We start from the raw sequence: 16,597 nt of genomic DNA, 5'->3' as shown, positions 1-16,597 counted from the left end.
AAATGCAATATTTATTTTGAACTAAAGTTAAAGAGTTACATATTTTAAAAAAGCATTAAGCGTACCTACTTTATTTAAAATTGTTATGAATTACAAATCCATTAAAACATTTTTGAAAAATAAGAAGTACACCACTTTTTTATTTTTCTTCTCTCTTAGTCTTTTGACACGGGCTCAAGATATAGTTTATCCTTCAAACGATGCTTATACAGAATTCCAAAATCCTACCAGTAATTACGGAGGAGAATCGGAACTCAAAATTAAAAAATCCAGCACAGGGAATGGAGACCGAAATGGTTACCTTTCTTTTGATGTTGAGGATTTTACTGAAAATTATCCTCAAGTATTACTTAAACTAAGTTCTACCAACAGTTCCAATATAGCCATATCATTAAAATCTCTTAACACGGATATTGACGAAAATACTTTAACTTGGAATTCCCAACCAAGCAATACGAATAGCATTTATCATGGAGGTTTAAAGGATGGCGATATTTTGTATTACGATGTTACAGCATACGTTAATGAAATGAAAAATAACGGTGATAATGCTGTGTTTTTACTTTATTCTGATTTCATTACCAGCCCCAGTCAAACTTTTGCCTCCAAAGAAAATACCAATATTACATTACGACCTCAATTGTTGGGCTATGATCATATAGCAATAGACATGGCTATCTTTAATTTTACAGAAACAACAGCTGTAGTATTAGAAGGCGAAGAACCCGAAGATGAAACTACTTGGGATGCCCAAGTAATGAATCGCAATAATACTTATGAAGATGAAGTAGATAAATACGGCGGTTTAATTACCTGTAACAGTAATTATGGATCTACTGGCTATTTTAGAACACAAAAAATTGATGGTGTCTGGCACTTTGTAGATCCAGACGGAAACTTGTTTTATAGTGCAGGTATCAATAGCGTGCGAGAAGCAAGAATAAGTCAGTATGAAAATGTTACCGGTTATAATAATCTAGACCTACCTAATGATTTAAAAGATTTGGGTATAAATACCATTGGATCCTTTTCCGATTATGTTTATGATGATATCGCCTATACCCCTAGGTTAAATGTCTTGAGACTATACAAAAACGGCAGTGTTACTGCAGAAGAGGCCTATGATGCCGATGTTTTACCAGTGTGGGAAGATGATTTCGAAGAACGCATACAAGACGAAATTAATGGGTATGTTACTGAGTTTCTAAACGATCCTTACGTAATTGGCTATTTTTTAGATAACGAACTTAAGTTTTCTAGCACACAATTAGATGATGCTCTAGACCTACCTTCTACAAACCCTCAGTTTCAAAAAGCAGACCAATTTATGGTAGACAAATACGGTGTGGGGTATGCAAACAGTCAAGCTACAGAAGACGATAATTTAGAGTATGTTGGCTTAGTTGCTGAGCAGTACTTTTCAGTAATATCAGCTGCTTTAAAGAGTGCAGATCCTAATCATTTAAATTTAGGAACGCGTATAAACGGTAACGTACGTTTTAGAGAACCCGTAATTAAAGCAGCCGCTAAATATGTTGATGTTTTGTCTATTAACTATTACAGGTACTGGGAGCCAATAGAGGAGTTGACCGAATTATGGGCAGACCTAACGGATATTCCTTGGATGACCACAGAGTATTATACAAAAGCAGAAGACACAGGGTTTACCAATAGTAATGGTGCAGGGTGGGTTGTAGAAACTCAAGATGACCGAGCTACATTTTTTGAAAACTGGGTCTATAACATTATGAAAGACCCTAATTGTATTGGCCACCATTGGTTCAAATTTAATGATGGTTATGATACTGGTGCTGATGGAACTAATGTAACAGAACAAGTAAACTATGGACTTTTAAATATTGATTATCAGTGGTATACTGAACTAGCAGAAAGTTTTGAGCAACTAAACAATCGAAAGTATGCCATGCGAGAAAGGGTGTTATACGGATTTCAAACTAGCATAAATAGTTGCAATACAGTTATAACCTTAAATGATATTACGGATGATAATATTTTAAATAGTACAGAAGTTTTAAATACTATTACCTTAACAGGCACCGTGTCAGGAGATTTTACAGATGGAGATTTTGTATATCTTATTATTAATGATGTAAGTTATAAAGTAGCGGTTGCTGCTAGCGGATTATTCTCCATAGATATCGTAGCAGCCGATTTGTTAAACGATGCTGACCAAACTATTAATGCCAGCATAAACGTGCTAACAACAGCAACGAAAACCTATCTTGTGGATATTACCGCCCCAGTAATCACACTTACAGGAGACAATCCGCAAACAGTTGAATTGGGTGATGGCTATACAGAATTGGGAGCCACAACCGATGATGGTTCTGCCGTAGTAATTGATGCAACAGATTTTACGGATGCTGTTGGGACATATACAATTACCTATAACACAACTGATGCTGCAGGAAATAAGGCAGTCGAGGTAACCAGAACCGTAAATGTCATAGAAACCGATATTACCGCCCCAGTAATCACACTTACAGGAGACAATCCGCAAACAGTTGAATTGGGTGATGGCTATACAGAATTGGGAGCCACAACCGATGATGGTTCTGCCGTAGTAATTGATGCAACAGATTTTACGGATGCTGTTGGGACATATACAATTACCTATAACACAACTGATGCTGCAGGAAATAAGGCAGTCGAGGTGACCAGAACCGTAAATGTTATAGAAACCGATATTACCGCCCCAGTAATCACACTTACAGGAGACAATCCGCAAACAGTTGAATTGGGTGATGGCTATACAGAATTGGGAGCCACAACCGATGATGGTTCTGCCGTAGTAATTGATGCAACAGATTTTACGGATGCTGTTGGGACATATACAATTACCTATAACACAACTGATGCTGCAGGAAATAAGGCAGTCGAGGTGACCAGAACCGTAAATGTCATAGAAACCGATATTACCGCCCCAGTAATCACACTTACAGGAGACAATCCGCAAACAGTTGAATTGGGTGATGGCTATACAGAATTGGGAGCCACAACCGATGATGGTTCTGCCGTAGTAATTGATGCAACAGATTTTACGGATGCTGTTGGGACATATACAATTACCTATAACACAACTGATGCTGCAGGAAATAAGGCAGTCGAGGTAACCAGAACCGTAAATGTCATAGAAACCGATATTACCGCCCCAGTAATCACACTTACAGGAGACAATCCGCAAACAGTTGAATTGGGTGATGGCTATACAGAATTGGGAGCCACAACCGATGATGGTTCTGCCGTAGTAATTGATGCAACAGATTTTACGGATGCTGTTGGGACATATACAATTACCTATAACACAACTGATGCTGCAGGAAATAAGGCAGTCGAGGTGACCAGAACCGTAAATGTTATAGAAACCGATATTACCGCCCCAGTAATCACACTTACAGGAGACAATCCGCAAACAGTTGAATTGGGTGATGGCTATACAGAATTGGGAGCCACAACCGATGATGGTTCTGCCGTAGTAATTGATGCAACAGATTTTACGGATGCTGTTGGGACATATACAATTACCTATAACACAACTGATGCTACAGGAAATAGGGCTACGGAGGTAACCAGAACCGTAAATGTAGTGGAAAAACCTTTTGAGGTCATACTTGAATTAGCAGAGCTTAATATTTTTGAAGCGATAAAAAGCACACAGACGCTGTCTATTACTTCCAATATTTATTGGCAAATCACAACAGATTCTGAATGGATATTTATAAACCAAGAAAGAGGAGATAACGATGGGGAGATTAATATACTTGTTACTGAAAATACAATTCCAGAACAGCGTTTAGGAGAAATTAGAATTACAGGAGGAGGAATAACAAAAACGATATCAATAATTCAAGAAGCTGCTAAAGAAAAAGCAATACTATTATACCCAAATCCATTTATAGAATCTATTAACATCTTGCTAGCGGAAGATACGGATGATGTTTTTTTGGTTAAAATTGTTGATATTCTTGGTAAAATTATAGTAACTAAGAATAGTACTGTAAATAAAAGCCATATGAATTTAGATCTTAATTTTCTTAGTGATGGTGTTTATTATGTCATATTATTAGATAAGAATAACAAGGTTATTTTGAACAAGAAAATCATAAAAAAATAGAATACAAATAACTGTATCCATCATCTATGGTATTTTTAAATAAAGTATCCAAAATTTTGTGTAAAAAAATTTCAACAAGTCCGACTTTATATCGTTAAACCCGTTTTCCAAATATAGTTAAGAACTGATTAAGTATTAGATGGCGCGCTGGTATTATAATTTTTATTGTTTCATTTTTCAACCACATAATCTCAAAGCAGTATTACTTTGATTCACCCATAAAAACATTGACGACAGCATCATAGTAAGATGGACCTATGGGGATTTTTGTGTCGTTGATATAAAGATTTTTCCCTTCTAAAATGGTAGCCTTTTGGATAGATATAATGTACGATTTGTGAATTCTTACAAACGATTGATTTGGGAGTTGGTCCTCCAATTTTTTTAGCGACATGAGCGAGAGGATTCTCTTTTGATTAGACATGTGAAAAGCAACATACTCCCTCATACCTTGTATATATTGGATATCTTTCGTGTTCAATCTATAGGTCTTATGATCGGAATATACTTTAATGTATTCTAATCTTTGGTCCTTACCAGCGGTCGTTATAGTGCCAGTCGAATCTGTAGTGGAAAGTTGAAAATAATTTTGAAATTTGGTGATGGCCTGCATAAAACGTTCTAAACCGAAGGGTTTTACCAGATAGTCTATCACATTTAGATTATACCCTTCCAAAGCATGTTCCGGATAGGCCGTTGTAATAATCACATGGGTCTTGTGACTATTGGACCTTAGAAAATCCAACCCAGAGATTTCTGGCATCTGAATATCTAGAAAGATAAGATCAATATGTTGTCTATTGATGATTTCAATCGCCTGAAAGGGGTTCTTGCATTCCCCAATCAATTCTAAAAATGAAAAATGGCTGATATACTCCTTCAAAAGTACCCTTGCCAAAGACTCATCATCTACTACCAAACATTTCAAATTTCTTGCAAACTTTAATTTCATTGTTGTAAAACTAATTTTAATTGATATCTAAGTGAGTTTGGTTGAATAATGCCGATAATAATTTTATCTAAGCCTTAAACCCTTAATTTTATGAATAGATGTAGCTAGTCGGTGTAGCTTTTTTAGTTTTAATAATTTAAATACTAATAAATATGAAATTTGAACAAATAAGAATACTATTTACCACGATTGGGTTGGCCTTTTGTGTGTTAACTTTCATTGCGTGTAATGGATGCAGTACCAGCGATAATGGAGAAGAGGAGGAAGAAGTTGTTACCGGGGATGAATTGATTCAAGAATCTTTTTTTAACGCAACACCGTTAACCTCTTTCGAGAAAATTGATTGTACCTTGGAAGACGGAACTGTGACAGAATGTTATCAGATTACTTTTTCTGCGAACCCTGCTAACGTTACTCAGGGACCTTATTGTCCCGAATATGCAGATGACACTGTAAGTCTTACTATTTACGATGGAACCAGCAGTACCGGTTTTCAGGTGGTAACTAGAGCATTGTTTGAAGCTATGGAGGTCGATGGGTTTGATATTATTGATAATGAAACAGGTGAAGTTCATGATGCTGATTCTGAGCAAAGGGATGATTGGAAATATTGTTTAGGTGGAAATGGTGTTGCAGATGTAGAAGTAAATGTAACTTACATTATCCCAGCTTCTCCAAAAATGGCCTCTTCTAATAATGTAATAAGTACCACTGATTTTGATTTGGTAGGGTTGTCTTTAGATGGCATTCCAATTGCAGGAGATCCGCCATCTATATATGACGGCCCTGGACGCGGTATTGAAGGAGGAAACATTCCGGCATTAAGACCCCTGTGGTGGTCATCCTGATCCAGCAGGATGGTACCACTTACATTTCTTTCCTGAAACCATGAATAAAGTTTTAGATACATATGGTATAACCGAAGTGTCCTGCACATCGGTTCCACAACAAGCGTCTGGCACCCAATTAATAGGATTTGCCATAGATGGATACCCTATATATGCATAATGATGTTGAACCTACAGATTTGGATGATTGTAGAGGAACAATAGCAGCTACTACGGAGTTTCCTGATGGAACTTACCATTACGTTGCCAGCAATAGTCTTGCTCCAAACGCTCCAGATTGTCTTAAAGGAGTTGCCGTTACCGATTATTTCGTATCTAATTAAAATTGGTTATGAAAAAGATACGCTTTCTCTTTGTCCTCTATTTTTTAATCTCCAAAATGGCTTTTGCTCATAATCCATTATCAGCAATGTACTATATGGATGTTAAAACCGACTTTGCTATTTTGAACGTTAGCCTTAGTCAAGCTGGTTTGCACCATGCTATGGTAGCGTTTTATTCAAAACAAGATTTGGAAAAAATATCTAAGGAAGACTATAAAAAATTAGCGGTTGATTACATTAAAAAGCATTTCGAATTGAATATCAATACTACCGCTATTGCGATTTTAGATGGCGGCATAAAGCTAGGAAGTCATCAGACCGATTTTAAATTCATTAGCTCAAAACTACCAGAGGCGTTTGATAAGATGGATTTAAAAATTGATGCATTTGCTCAAAACGGACATCATCAAACCATTTTTGCGCTTTTATTGAATGGTATAACGAGCAAAGTGGTTTTAAGGAAAAATAATGAATATTCAGCTACAATAGCGATTAATAATGATAGCATGATTACCCAAAATGAAAATTTTAATAAAAATTATCTCTGGTTTTTATTGATTATTCCTGTGCTCATACTTTTCAGAAAAGCTTGGAAAATTCTTAAACCAAATACCAAAATACAATTATCGAATTGAGGTTTATCTTGTTTTGTAATAGTAAACTTTAGTATTATTAAAGGTTTTAAAAGCTAACTGAGCACTAAAATAATTTAGTGTTCAGTTTTTTTGTTTTGATATTTTACCCTACCAATAAAACATTTTAAGGCTAAAATATCATAAATATTTATTGGTGTTTAGTAAACAATAGCTAAGGACCTATATAATCGTTTATCTAGTAAATCACCTAAAATTTTATACCATTAATCGAGTTTTTAGAATAATTGGTAGGTTATTTACGTTGCTATATGTTATGAATAAAAAAACCTTAATTAAATTTAATTATTATGAAACATTTTATTTCCCCAATTCTTTTTTTGTTATTTTGTTTGAGTAATATTTCTTGTGAATTAGATAACGTTACAGAAATTGATAATGACTTAGAACTCGCGGTAGAAACCGCTTGTACTGATGAGCAGATTGTAGATTACCTTTCAACTTGTAAGTGGAACACGACCGATGTGTCTGATGAAACTGTGCAGAACTTAACCATTGATTTTTCTAACCAGAACATTCACGTCTATAACGATAACGGTGTTGTTGTTGACGAAGGATATTGGGAAGTGGCTAATGGGTTAGTTACCTTCAATAACTTAAGCGCAACATTGGCTAATTATATTGGCGAGTGGGAAGTTGCTGAATGTGGCGCAGAAGCACTTTTATTGCAAAAAGGCAATTCTTTTATAGGCTTGGAGCAAGATTGTACCGTAGTTGCAGAAACCGCTTGTACTGATGAGCAGATTGTAGATTACCTTTCAACTTGTAAGTGGAACACGACCGATGTGTCTGATGAAACTGTGCAGAACTTAACCATTGATTTTTCTAACCAGAACATTCACGTCTATAACGATAACGGTGTTGTTGTTGACGAAGGATATTGGGAAGTGGCTAATGGGTTAGTTACCTTCAATAACTTAAGCGCAACATTGGCTAATTATATTGGCGAGTGGGAAGTTGCTGAATGTGGCGCAGAAGCACTTTTATTGCAAAAAGGCAATTCTTTTATAGGCTTGGAGCAAGATTGTACCGTAGTTGCAGAAACCGCTTGTACTGATGAGCAGATTGTAGATTACCTTTCAACTTGTAAGTGGAACACGACCGATGTGTCTGATGAAACTGTGCAGAACTTAACCATTGATTTTTCTAACCAGAACATTCACGTCTATAACGATAACGGTGTTGTTGTTGACGAAGGATATTGGGAAGTGGCTAATGGGTTAGTTACCTTCAATAACTTAAGCGCAACATTGGCTAATTATATTGGCGAGTGGGAAGTTGCTGAATGTGGCGCAGAAGCACTTTTATTGCAAAAAGGCAATTCTTTTATAGGCTTGGAGCAAGATTGTACCGTAGTTGCAGAAACCGCTTGTACTGATGAGCAGATTGTAGATTACCTTTCAACTTGTAAGTGGAACACGACCGATGTGTCTGATGAAACTGTGCAGAACTTAACCATTGATTTTTCTAACCAGAACATTCACGTCTATAACGATAACGGTGTTGTTGTTGACGAAGGATATTGGGAAGTGGCTAATGGGTTAGTTACCTTCAATAACTTAAGCGCAACATTGGCTAATTATATTGGCGAGTGGGAAGTTGCTGAATGTGGCGCAGAAGCACTTTTATTGCAAAAAGGCAATTCTTTTATAGGCTTGGAGCAAGATTGCGACTAATCTGCACTAATAATTTATAAATACGATAAATAAAGGGTCATTCATAAGCAATAGTTTTGAATGACCCTTTATTTTTTAACCTTTAAAATTACTATTGCTCATAATCCATTATCAGTAATGAACAATATGGATGTTAAAACCGACTTTGCTATTTTGAACGTTAGCCTTAGTCAAGCTGGTTTGCACCATGCTATGGTAGCGTTTTATTCAAAACAAGATTTGGAAAAAATATCTAAGGAAGACTATAAAAAATTAGCGGTTGATTACATTAAAAAGCATTTCGAATTGAATATCAATACTACCGCTATTGCGATTTTAGATGGCGGTATAAAGCTAGGAAGTCATCAGACCGATTTTAAATTCATTAGCTCAAAACTACCAGAGGCGTTTGATAAGATGGATTTAAAAATTGATGCATTTGCTCAAAACGGACATCATCAAACCATTTTTGCGCTGTTATTGAATGGTATAACTGGAGGAGGTTAAAAAAGCAAAGTAAAATAACACGGAACAATGATATATTATGTCAAATTGCCATATGGTCAACTTCTAATTAACATTTCATTGTAGATTAACTAATTATCATTAGTTGACTTCCTTAGTTTTAACGAAGGTTTGTTACCTGGTGTATTCGTGTTGTCTCTTCTTCTTTTATCAAGTTACCATCTTTCTTTTTAGTTTTAGGTCCGGTTTTAATTGCCTTAATTTTAAATGTAAGTTCAAATTATATTATTACAAATTAATTCTGACAATCCCATTCCACACACATTCCCCTACTCTACTGCTAGTCGTTTCGGGCAAAGAGTGTTCCATTACCTTTTTGAAGAAAGTTTTTAGAAAGAAAAAAATAAAAGAAGATTGTAACAAATTTCCCCGCGCACAAACCAGCTCAAAAATATAAAGATCTCACAGACCTTCATATTTAATGCCGTTTACCAAAGCAAAGTTACATAACGCGGAACATTATAGAACAAAAGCAGTGCATTGTAACTTATAGGAGAATTCTCGTTTGTTAGCTATAATTAGTCGTTATGTAAAATTGTCTCGCGCCAACGCTTATTGTTTTAATAAAAATAAATTGTTATCACAATTTATTTTATACACAATCTCCAGCGGCTTGGCCCACGCCAACAAAAGCAAACCTTTTAGACATTTTCAAATACACGATTTACTAAGAACCGCTCGTCAATAAATTTTTCAGAACCATTTCGTCAGCTTGCCGCAACAGCTAAAAATTACTCTGTGAGATAATTTCTTAGCACTTGCTACCCTCTGGGTTTCAAATAAACACTTTTAAAACGCTATTTGACATAATGTAGAGATATGAGAGTTATCTGTAGTTTTCTATTTGATTGTAGAGTATATACTCATCTAACTTCTCCATACCATTTGTAAAGACCTTTATTTCCTAATTTAATAAGTATGTGTGCCTACTAACAATATTCTCAAAAAAGGCAAACCCACGTTGTTTTTAACTTTTCCGCTTATCTGGATAGTGTCAAATCTCATTTCATGTCTAAAAGCTAAATGATGTGTTTTAAAATTTTTCGAACAAAACCAAAAAATCGTCTATTAAAAGTTAATGCTATCTATTTTTGTATATTTAATATTTTCGTCTTCTAGTCCATAACATAGTACCGATTTTTTCATTCCAAAAATTCTACCTTCTCGGGCTTCATAATTGGCATATAAAACCCCATTTTTTCTAAATGCCTGTTGAATGCCTTCTTCTCTACCCTTATTTAGGTTCATCTTTTTAAAAAGCTTACCATCTGGATACCATTTTTTTTGCTCGCCATGAGCTTTGCCCATAACGAAATTATATTGTGCAATTAAGACATGTAGCGAATCAGCAGACCATATCTTTTTTTCTCCATTTAATTTCCCATTATGATAGTTAGTGACGTTTTTCAAATGCCCGTCAGGGTACCATTGTATAGACTTGTTCTGCTTTTTGCCGCGCAAGATTGCAAACTTTTCCATCAAGGTACTATCCGGATAATAACTGACAGCGAATCCGGAATAGGGTCTATCGTTCAAAGTCCAGAGCGAGATTTTGTGATTATAGGTAATCTCTGATTTTGTAACTATGGTTTCCGGCAATTCCACATTATCTTCGCTACCGTATTGAGATATTTTTCCTTTTTGTTCAGAACAACCTATCCATAACAAGCTTAAAAACAAAAAAGACCTGAATTGTACGCTCATTTATCAATAATTTTTATGACATTATTTAATTTACTCAACGCCTAAAGCTAAATAGTAAAAAGAAACCACCTTCTGCCAGAATAAAATAGTTAGGGCGGTTTCCTCTTTATAATCCAAAATTCAATATATACCTACAGAATACTGTTAGGAGTACCTTTTAAATTTTCACCAAATAAAAGAAAAAGAGAATTTATATATAGTTCATTGATGATATGATAGTGATAAAACGCTTCACTTTCACTGTGTTGTGTTGATGAGACATGTCCTCCCGATTCATCTAAGTCAGTAGGATAAGAACCATCCATTTCCCTTCTTCCATATAGTAAAAACCCATCTGCCATGATGCCTACCAATTGCTCATCATCATGGGAAAGCACGGTGTTTTCAGGTACATCCGCCGACTCGATATGATAATGGTACCCACCAGGACCAACGTGTCCTCCCGCATAATCAAACCCTGTCGTAGTTTCTAGGTCTAACGGTAGATTTTCCCTTTCCTGGTCATTGAAAATAGGAGCACCGGTTACGGATATACCAATTGGCCCTAATCCTGTAGCAGAACTGGAAGCCGCCAATTCCGGTGCAGAGGAAACGGTAACGATAAAGTTGCCACTGTTAATCCTACCAGGGGTTAAATGATCACCATACTCTTGATCAATGTACAGGTCGTCCGATTCATCCCAGTAAGGGGAAGTATGGTTGGGCAAACCATTGGATTCAATGGTAATTTCATCTCCATCAAAAGAAACGGTCACCGCATCGGGATTAAATTCATCAAAAGCCGATAATGGCGTGCTCACGGCTTGGGTTATATCATCTGTATTATCAGAGATTACATCTATATCATCCGCATCATCCGTATTTTCCGAATCACTGCTACAGGACAGAATAAAAGCAAAAGCCCCTAAAAGGAGATAAAGTGTGAATTTTAAGTTCTTCATTTTTGTAATTTTTTAATTAATAAAACCATTATGAATAATTTAGATGATTTTTCACTCTATTTCTTGCGGTCTAACGGCGATTTTTTTTGCTATCTTTTTCTTTTAGCTCATATATATTTGATAGTAAGCATTCTATGATTAAAATATAAGGGTCGAATAACAATCATAATCAAGTAGTTAGCCAGAGTATATTTAAAATTGAGCCCTATTTATGAACAGAATTATCAAAATTTGAATATTCATTTGGAAGACAACTAATCGGTCGTTCCCTTGCCTACAATTACCCACTGTTTTAAGCTTTTGTCTGTTTCAGATGAAAGCTCTAAAGTTAAAGTTCGGGACATATAGATACCGGCATTGGTACTTGTGGCTCCGGCTGCTAGACATAAACTACTATACCCCTCCGGCCTAAATTCACCACTTTCCATATCATAAATGAACTTTTGTTCAAATGAATCGGTTTTGTCTTCCATAAGGCTTAAACTCATGCCTACCATAGGACCTCCAGACATTTCCAAACAGAAACTAATATATTGTGTAGAACAGATCTGTTCTGTTTCTACATTGTAATAAAATTGAACATCACCACCATCGGGTTTACAGGAATGCATATGCAAGGCTTCATTGAAACCTATGCCCTATGTATCAATACACCACCCTAGTTTATCTGGTTCGTCAAGATTATCAGCAAGATGGATCAGTGGTGCCGGAGTTTGAACAACCTGGGAATTTAATTCAATATTTTGGAGTTCATTTTCTGACGCTGTATCCTCATCTTCAACGGTGCCACAGCTAAAAAAAAAGCAGAATACTTAGGATTAACAAAGATTCCAGTGTTCCTAAAAAAAAATATCGTTCTTCTATTTGATCTTTATTTTTTGTTATCATAGTTATCTCTTTTAACCAAAAAACTGAGTTCTTAAGGTTATCTGACAATTGAATCCACCAACAATGTTAATTTGGCCTAAAGAAAAGGGTATATAGTGAACCCGTGCCACCAAGACCAACCCCACCACCAAAATTTATTGCGATTGAACCATCTCCTTTTAAATCCCCAACATAGGAAATAGAACGGGCGAATCTGTCTTGTGGACCTAAGGTCAAACCAAAACCTCCTTCGGTGGCACTAATTTTATCAAATGTCCTGACCGTCTTATCAGAATTTAAATACAATATATAACCGTTACCCTCATTTTGTTGATTTGCTCCAGTAATCAGGTCCGTTATACCATCACCATCAATATCACCTGCCGCACACATGGCATGACCAAACTGTGCGCCAATGCTTCCATTAGGATTAGTTTCTAAATCAAGTGATTCCGTAAATCCATTTAAGCCATCGGTTATTTTAATTTTGGAGGTTACGTTGAACGTGGTTGGATTGAGCGAGAGTATCCAGATTGCCCCCTTTCCACCATTGGACATAAAAGCACCTACGGCTAATTCTTTGGTTTCATCATCGTCAATATCACCAAGCATAGCTGCTTCTCGACCACCAAATTCATCACCATTTTCGAGACCTTCACCAAAACCTCCTTGCGTTGAACTTATGGTCACTGTATTGGCATTCATTACTTGGGATGCTTCATTCAAAAATAAAATAGCTATTGCGCCCCGGTTATTACCACCATCATCAGAACCAGGATTGCAAGCTACCAAATCTATTCTGCCATCTCCATTAATATCTCCAATGGCAGTTAAACCTTGAGCCATTATATTTTCATTCTTCACAAAACCTTTTACAGTTCCATCTAAATTGAGATGAATAACATATAAAGAATTATTAGGAGTTACGGGAGACGATACTGCAATATCAGGAATATCATCATTATTATAATCCCCAATCCCGGCAACACCGTAGCCAAAGAAATTTCCTGCATTTAAAGTTTCATTGAAGCCTCCTTCCAACATGGATATTTTTTGATTTGACAAAACGGTACCGTCATTGTTCATAAATAAAATATAAACGGCACCAGCATCAACCGCACCATCATCATCAGACCGAGCTCCAATAATGTAATCTATTACGCCGTCTCCATTGACATCCCCAATAACATCATGATCTCTTGCAAACCTGTCTCCTGGATCTAAATTAGCAACCAAACCACCCGAACCGTTTTCTATTGTCACAAAGCCTTCAGCCTGATAATATGATTCAACAGTTTCAAAATCATCCTCATCATTGTTCTCTTCTATAGTATCGCTGACATCATTAAACTGCTCGTTCGAATCGCTGCTGCAACTTAAAAGAAAGGTTGCTAAAATTGTCAAAATCAAATTTTTGTACTTCATAATTAAAATGATTTATTAGGTATTGGTTAGGTATATAGTTGTGCGTCATTCTTCCATAGGTATCCCAATTTTGGATTACCGTATTGACCGCCAAGTACTTCAAGAACACGTCGGTATCAAAGACACCTTCCAAATTGGACCTCCATGTTGCGGCATCGGTTGTTCTGTTCTCGTCATTTAAGATTGTCAGTAGGCTTTCCACATCAGAGAAATCGCCCTCGTCTTCATTGTTTTTCTTTACATACTCGTCTTCATCAAAAGTACCTGCTGCAAAACTAGCGGCATCGCCATCGGGTTTGTACAAATTGCCATCTTCATTTGAAAACTGGTCCTCTAAAAGCGTATCGTCGATTTCCTCAACCATGGTGTACACGCCAAAATATTGCGGGCCGTCGCCATGGTCTAAATAGACCGCATAAAAGGCGGCATGCGAAGCGGCAAGACCGGCATTGCGAAAAACATCGGTTGCTACTTTTTCGCGCAGCATGGACTTGTCGTTAAAGTTGTTCTTTAGGCTAAGTTTTTTAAAACCATAGAAACGCTGATTATCGATTTGAGGATATTGATCTTCAAACTCATCGAAATCCAATTCCTAAGACAGTTTTAAAATACCCGATTGCCAACTGGAGGCCAAACTAGAATTCCCCTTAAAACGAACACCTACTCGGTACCATTCCTTGTCTTCATAAAAAACTTCGGCAGGTACAAAAATGGGATATTCCTCAGCAAAATCAACATCCGCTAGAGTCTTTTACTTGGGTTTATTCGTTTCAGTGCCTTTGCGGAGGTGGTCAACCTTTGTCATCAGGGCCTCCTCTAGGCGGCGGTCCCTTGCGGTCCTGGGGCCCTTGATTACGCATAGCCTCTCTTATAATAGATATAAATCGTTCTTTTTGTGCATCATTACATAGTTCCGTAACCTCCCGAAAAAAACGAAATGTTTCCATTTCTTTTTCTTTTTGTTTTTCCGCAATCAAGGTTGCCAAAGAATCAATTTCAGTAAAGTCAACTTTTTCATCCGAAAGCTTTGTGAAAAGTGCGTCTTTTGATTCTCGAAGATTATCAAGTATTGACCTCATTTTTTCACGGTTCGCCACCTCCGCATCTTCGAATTGTTGCATTTGTGCCACATCAAAATCCAGTTGCTTCGAGATAAACATTGAGGAACCAGGTCGCTGCTGGGTATCGTACTGCCTGAATTTGCTAAAATGCTTGTACAAGAAAAAACCGTTCATAAGCACTAGAAAACCCAACAAGATATATAAGAATACATTTTTCTTCATTATCACTAATTTTGATATAGATATGAAGCGGCACTTGTTTCCGAAAGTCCGTATAGCTCTGCAAAATCCTCGACCTTCTCGCTATATGAGTTATCGCCTTTGTACGATAACAAGGCAAATGTATTTAAAATCAGTAAGCAGACTAGGGCGGCGGCTTGATATCTTGGGGTAAACCAATCCAAATAACGGACGCTTGTTGCTTTTTTATCATCATTTTGCGCCATTCTTTGCAGCACTTTTTCCTTAAAGAACGGTGGTATTTTTACGGAGTCAATACTTGAGGTACTTTCTAAAGTGTCTTCCACCAAGTGATCTATTTTACTTTTATTTTTCATACAAATTGGACTTTGCTCTTTTATTTGGATGCGCAATACTTCAAAAACTTGCGTCAGTTTTCTTCTTTTTTATAATAGTCCTGCAATAGTGCCCTCAAATTCTTTTTTGCCCTGAACAATAGGGACTCGATTGAGGAAACGCTCTTATTGGTAATTTCACTTACTTCCTTATAACTCAGGTCATCAATTTTATTTAAGGTGTACACAATTCTTTGATCTTCCGGTAACTTGTTTATGGCCGCGAACAAGATTTCACTCTTCTCTTTGTTCTCCAATTGAATTCCTGGGTGGTTGAACTCCGTGAAATAGGAACTCCGGTCAATCGATAAGTCATTCCCCCAAAGGGACTGCATAAAACCAAAGCGTTTTTTGGTGTTTTTCTTTCGAATGAACTCCAAACATTTATTGGTAGCAATTCGATAAATCCATGTCGAGAGTTTTGAATCACCCTTAAATTTAGAAATAGAATTAAAAACCTCTATAAAAACTTCCTGCGCAATATCTTCCGCGTCCTCTTGATTGGGCACAAAAGAAATACAGGTGCCAAAAACCTTTTGTTGGTATTCATCCAGTAACTGACCGTAGGCATCATTGATTCCCTTCCGTAACGCTTCTATGAAGTCTTGTTCTTTCAATAATAGGATTTGAAACACAAATTACGTACAAAATAGTGACTATTGCCTAGCATTATTTGTTATTGTAATCTTTACATGCTTTTCTAATTTTAAAAGCTTCCCTGTTTTTGAAGGCTTCCCCTTGGTGTCCCTTTGGATAGTTGACGATGTAGTTACCAAAGAATATATGGTCTATTTCTATGATAGTATAATCAATACATATCTAAATATCAACACAGCATATTCCAATATTCATTAAAAGTAATTATCCAAATCTATACTATTGGGCGGCATTCGTATTTATATAATGAAAAACATTATTGCCAAACTTATGTTT

General features: G+C 36.4%; 15 protein-coding genes and 1 pseudogene. 7 read left to right on the top strand and 9 right to left on the bottom strand.

Annotated elements, in window-relative coordinates:
- Nucleotides 1-85 precede the first annotated feature (85 nt).
- Nucleotides 86-4,135: an immunoglobulin-like domain-containing protein gene (locus ACPF9A_RS21035; protein ID WP_424000181.1), complete on the top strand. Its 4,050-nt coding sequence runs from the start codon at nucleotides 86-88 to the stop codon at nucleotides 4,133-4,135.
- 202 nt (nucleotides 4,136-4,337) lie between these two features.
- On the opposite strand, the gene ACPF9A_RS21030 is transcribed toward ACPF9A_RS21035, so the two are convergent.
- A complete protein-coding gene (locus ACPF9A_RS21030) occupies nucleotides 4,338-5,087 on the bottom strand; it encodes a LytR/AlgR family response regulator transcription factor (protein ID WP_424000179.1) in 750 nt (249 codons plus the stop codon).
- A gap of 152 nt (nucleotides 5,088-5,239) precedes the next feature.
- On the opposite strand from ACPF9A_RS21030, the gene ACPF9A_RS21025 reads away from it, so the two are divergent.
- From ACPF9A_RS21025 to ACPF9A_RS21000, 6 genes and pseudogenes are all read left to right on the top strand, one after another.
- Nucleotides 5,240-5,935, top strand: a complete 696-nt coding sequence (locus ACPF9A_RS21025; RefSeq protein ID WP_424000177.1) for a hypothetical protein — start codon at nucleotides 5,240-5,242, stop codon at nucleotides 5,933-5,935.
- Between the two features lie 37 nt (nucleotides 5,936-5,972).
- Nucleotides 5,973-6,095, top strand: a pseudogene (locus tag ACPF9A_RS21020) (YHYH protein); the annotation flags it as partial.
- Entirely contained in the window at nucleotides 6,073-6,258 is a 186-nt protein-coding gene (locus ACPF9A_RS21015; RefSeq protein ID WP_424000175.1) for a YHYH protein, read from the top strand. The pseudogene ACPF9A_RS21020 and the gene ACPF9A_RS21015, both read left to right, overlap by 23 nt.
- Before the next feature lie 8 nt (nucleotides 6,259-6,266).
- Nucleotides 6,267-6,893, top strand: coding sequence for a hypothetical protein (locus ACPF9A_RS21010; protein WP_424000173.1), 627 nt, complete (start codon nucleotides 6,267-6,269; stop codon nucleotides 6,891-6,893).
- A gap of 308 nt (nucleotides 6,894-7,201) precedes the next feature.
- Complete coding sequence (locus tag ACPF9A_RS21005; RefSeq protein ID WP_424000171.1) at nucleotides 7,202-8,587, top strand: hypothetical protein; 1,386 nt, start codon at nucleotides 7,202-7,204, stop codon at nucleotides 8,585-8,587.
- Between the two features lie 60 nt (nucleotides 8,588-8,647).
- Complete coding sequence (locus ACPF9A_RS21000) at nucleotides 8,648-9,073, top strand: hypothetical protein (protein ID WP_424000169.1); 426 nt, start codon at nucleotides 8,648-8,650, stop codon at nucleotides 9,071-9,073.
- 1,086 nt (nucleotides 9,074-10,159) lie between these two features.
- Here the strand turns inward: ACPF9A_RS21000 and ACPF9A_RS20995 are convergent.
- The 8 genes from ACPF9A_RS20995 to ACPF9A_RS20960 form a co-directional block, all read right to left on the bottom strand.
- Nucleotides 10,160-10,795 (bottom strand): toxin-antitoxin system YwqK family antitoxin, encoded by a 636-nt coding sequence (locus ACPF9A_RS20995; protein ID WP_424000167.1) that lies wholly within the window; start codon nucleotides 10,793-10,795, stop codon nucleotides 10,160-10,162.
- Nucleotides 10,796-10,926: 131 nt separating this feature from the next.
- Entirely contained in the window at nucleotides 10,927-11,736 is an 810-nt protein-coding gene (locus ACPF9A_RS20990; protein ID WP_424000165.1) for a YHYH protein, read from the bottom strand.
- 254 nt (nucleotides 11,737-11,990) lie between these two features.
- The gene (locus ACPF9A_RS20985; protein ID WP_424000163.1) at nucleotides 11,991-12,347 is read right to left on the bottom strand and encodes a hypothetical protein; all 357 of its coding nucleotides are present in this window, start codon (nucleotides 12,345-12,347) and stop codon (nucleotides 11,991-11,993) included.
- Nucleotides 12,348-12,690: 343 nt separating this feature from the next.
- Nucleotides 12,691-14,028, bottom strand: coding sequence for an integrin alpha (locus tag ACPF9A_RS20980; RefSeq protein WP_424000161.1), 1,338 nt, complete (start codon nucleotides 14,026-14,028; stop codon nucleotides 12,691-12,693).
- Nucleotides 13,949-14,617: a CotH kinase family protein gene (locus ACPF9A_RS20975; RefSeq protein WP_424000159.1), complete on the bottom strand. Its 669-nt coding sequence runs from the start codon at nucleotides 14,615-14,617 to the stop codon at nucleotides 13,949-13,951. Before ACPF9A_RS20975 ends, ACPF9A_RS20980 begins: the two co-directional genes overlap by 80 nt.
- Nucleotides 14,618-14,819: 202 nt before the next feature.
- Nucleotides 14,820-15,311, bottom strand: a complete 492-nt coding sequence (locus tag ACPF9A_RS20970; protein WP_424000157.1) for a Spy/CpxP family protein refolding chaperone — start codon at nucleotides 15,309-15,311, stop codon at nucleotides 14,820-14,822.
- A 5-nt stretch (nucleotides 15,312-15,316) separates the two neighbouring features.
- On the bottom strand, nucleotides 15,317-15,646 hold the full coding sequence (locus tag ACPF9A_RS20965; protein ID WP_424000155.1) for a hypothetical protein: 330 nt from the start codon (nucleotides 15,644-15,646) through the stop codon (nucleotides 15,317-15,319).
- 53 nt (nucleotides 15,647-15,699) lie between these two features.
- Nucleotides 15,700-16,281, bottom strand: a complete 582-nt coding sequence (locus ACPF9A_RS20960; RefSeq protein ID WP_424000153.1) for an RNA polymerase sigma factor — start codon at nucleotides 16,279-16,281, stop codon at nucleotides 15,700-15,702.
- Between the last annotated feature and the right edge of the window lie 316 nt (nucleotides 16,282-16,597).

Origin of the sequence: Maribacter sp. IgM3_T14_3 (assembly GCF_049603095.1) — a bacterium.
Classification (GTDB): Bacteria; Bacteroidota; Bacteroidia; order Flavobacteriales; family Flavobacteriaceae; genus Maribacter.
This window is presented reverse-complemented; position numbering and strand designations above follow the sequence as displayed.

Bases quoted from the DNA above. Each gene is read 5' to 3' on its own strand.
- ACPF9A_RS21035 (WP_424000181.1), top strand. From the start codon at position 86: ATGAATTACAAATCCATTAAAACATTTTTGAAAAATAAGAAGTACACC.
- ACPF9A_RS21030 (WP_424000179.1), bottom strand. From the start codon at position 5,087: ATGAAATTAAAGTTTGCAAGAAATTTGAAATGTTTGGTAGTAGATGAT.
- ACPF9A_RS21025 (WP_424000177.1), top strand. From the start codon at position 5,240: ATGAAATTTGAACAAATAAGAATACTATTTACCACGATTGGGTTGGCC.
- ACPF9A_RS21015 (WP_424000175.1), top strand. From the start codon at position 6,073: ATGGATACCCTATATATGCATAATGATGTTGAACCTACAGATTTGGAT.
- ACPF9A_RS21010 (WP_424000173.1), top strand. From the start codon at position 6,267: ATGAAAAAGATACGCTTTCTCTTTGTCCTCTATTTTTTAATCTCCAAA.
- ACPF9A_RS21005 (WP_424000171.1), top strand. From the start codon at position 7,202: ATGAAACATTTTATTTCCCCAATTCTTTTTTTGTTATTTTGTTTGAGT.
- ACPF9A_RS21000 (WP_424000169.1), top strand. From the start codon at position 8,648: ATGACCCTTTATTTTTTAACCTTTAAAATTACTATTGCTCATAATCCA.
- ACPF9A_RS20995 (WP_424000167.1), bottom strand. From the start codon at position 10,795: ATGAGCGTACAATTCAGGTCTTTTTTGTTTTTAAGCTTGTTATGGATA.
- ACPF9A_RS20990 (WP_424000165.1), bottom strand. From the start codon at position 11,736: ATGAAGAACTTAAAATTCACACTTTATCTCCTTTTAGGGGCTTTTGCT.
- ACPF9A_RS20985 (WP_424000163.1), bottom strand. From the start codon at position 12,347: ATGCATTCCTGTAAACCCGATGGTGGTGATGTTCAATTTTATTACAAT.
- ACPF9A_RS20980 (WP_424000161.1), bottom strand. From the start codon at position 14,028: ATGAAGTACAAAAATTTGATTTTGACAATTTTAGCAACCTTTCTTTTA.
- ACPF9A_RS20970 (WP_424000157.1), bottom strand. From the start codon at position 15,311: ATGAAGAAAAATGTATTCTTATATATCTTGTTGGGTTTTCTAGTGCTT.
- ACPF9A_RS20965 (WP_424000155.1), bottom strand. From the start codon at position 15,646: ATGAAAAATAAAAGTAAAATAGATCACTTGGTGGAAGACACTTTAGAA.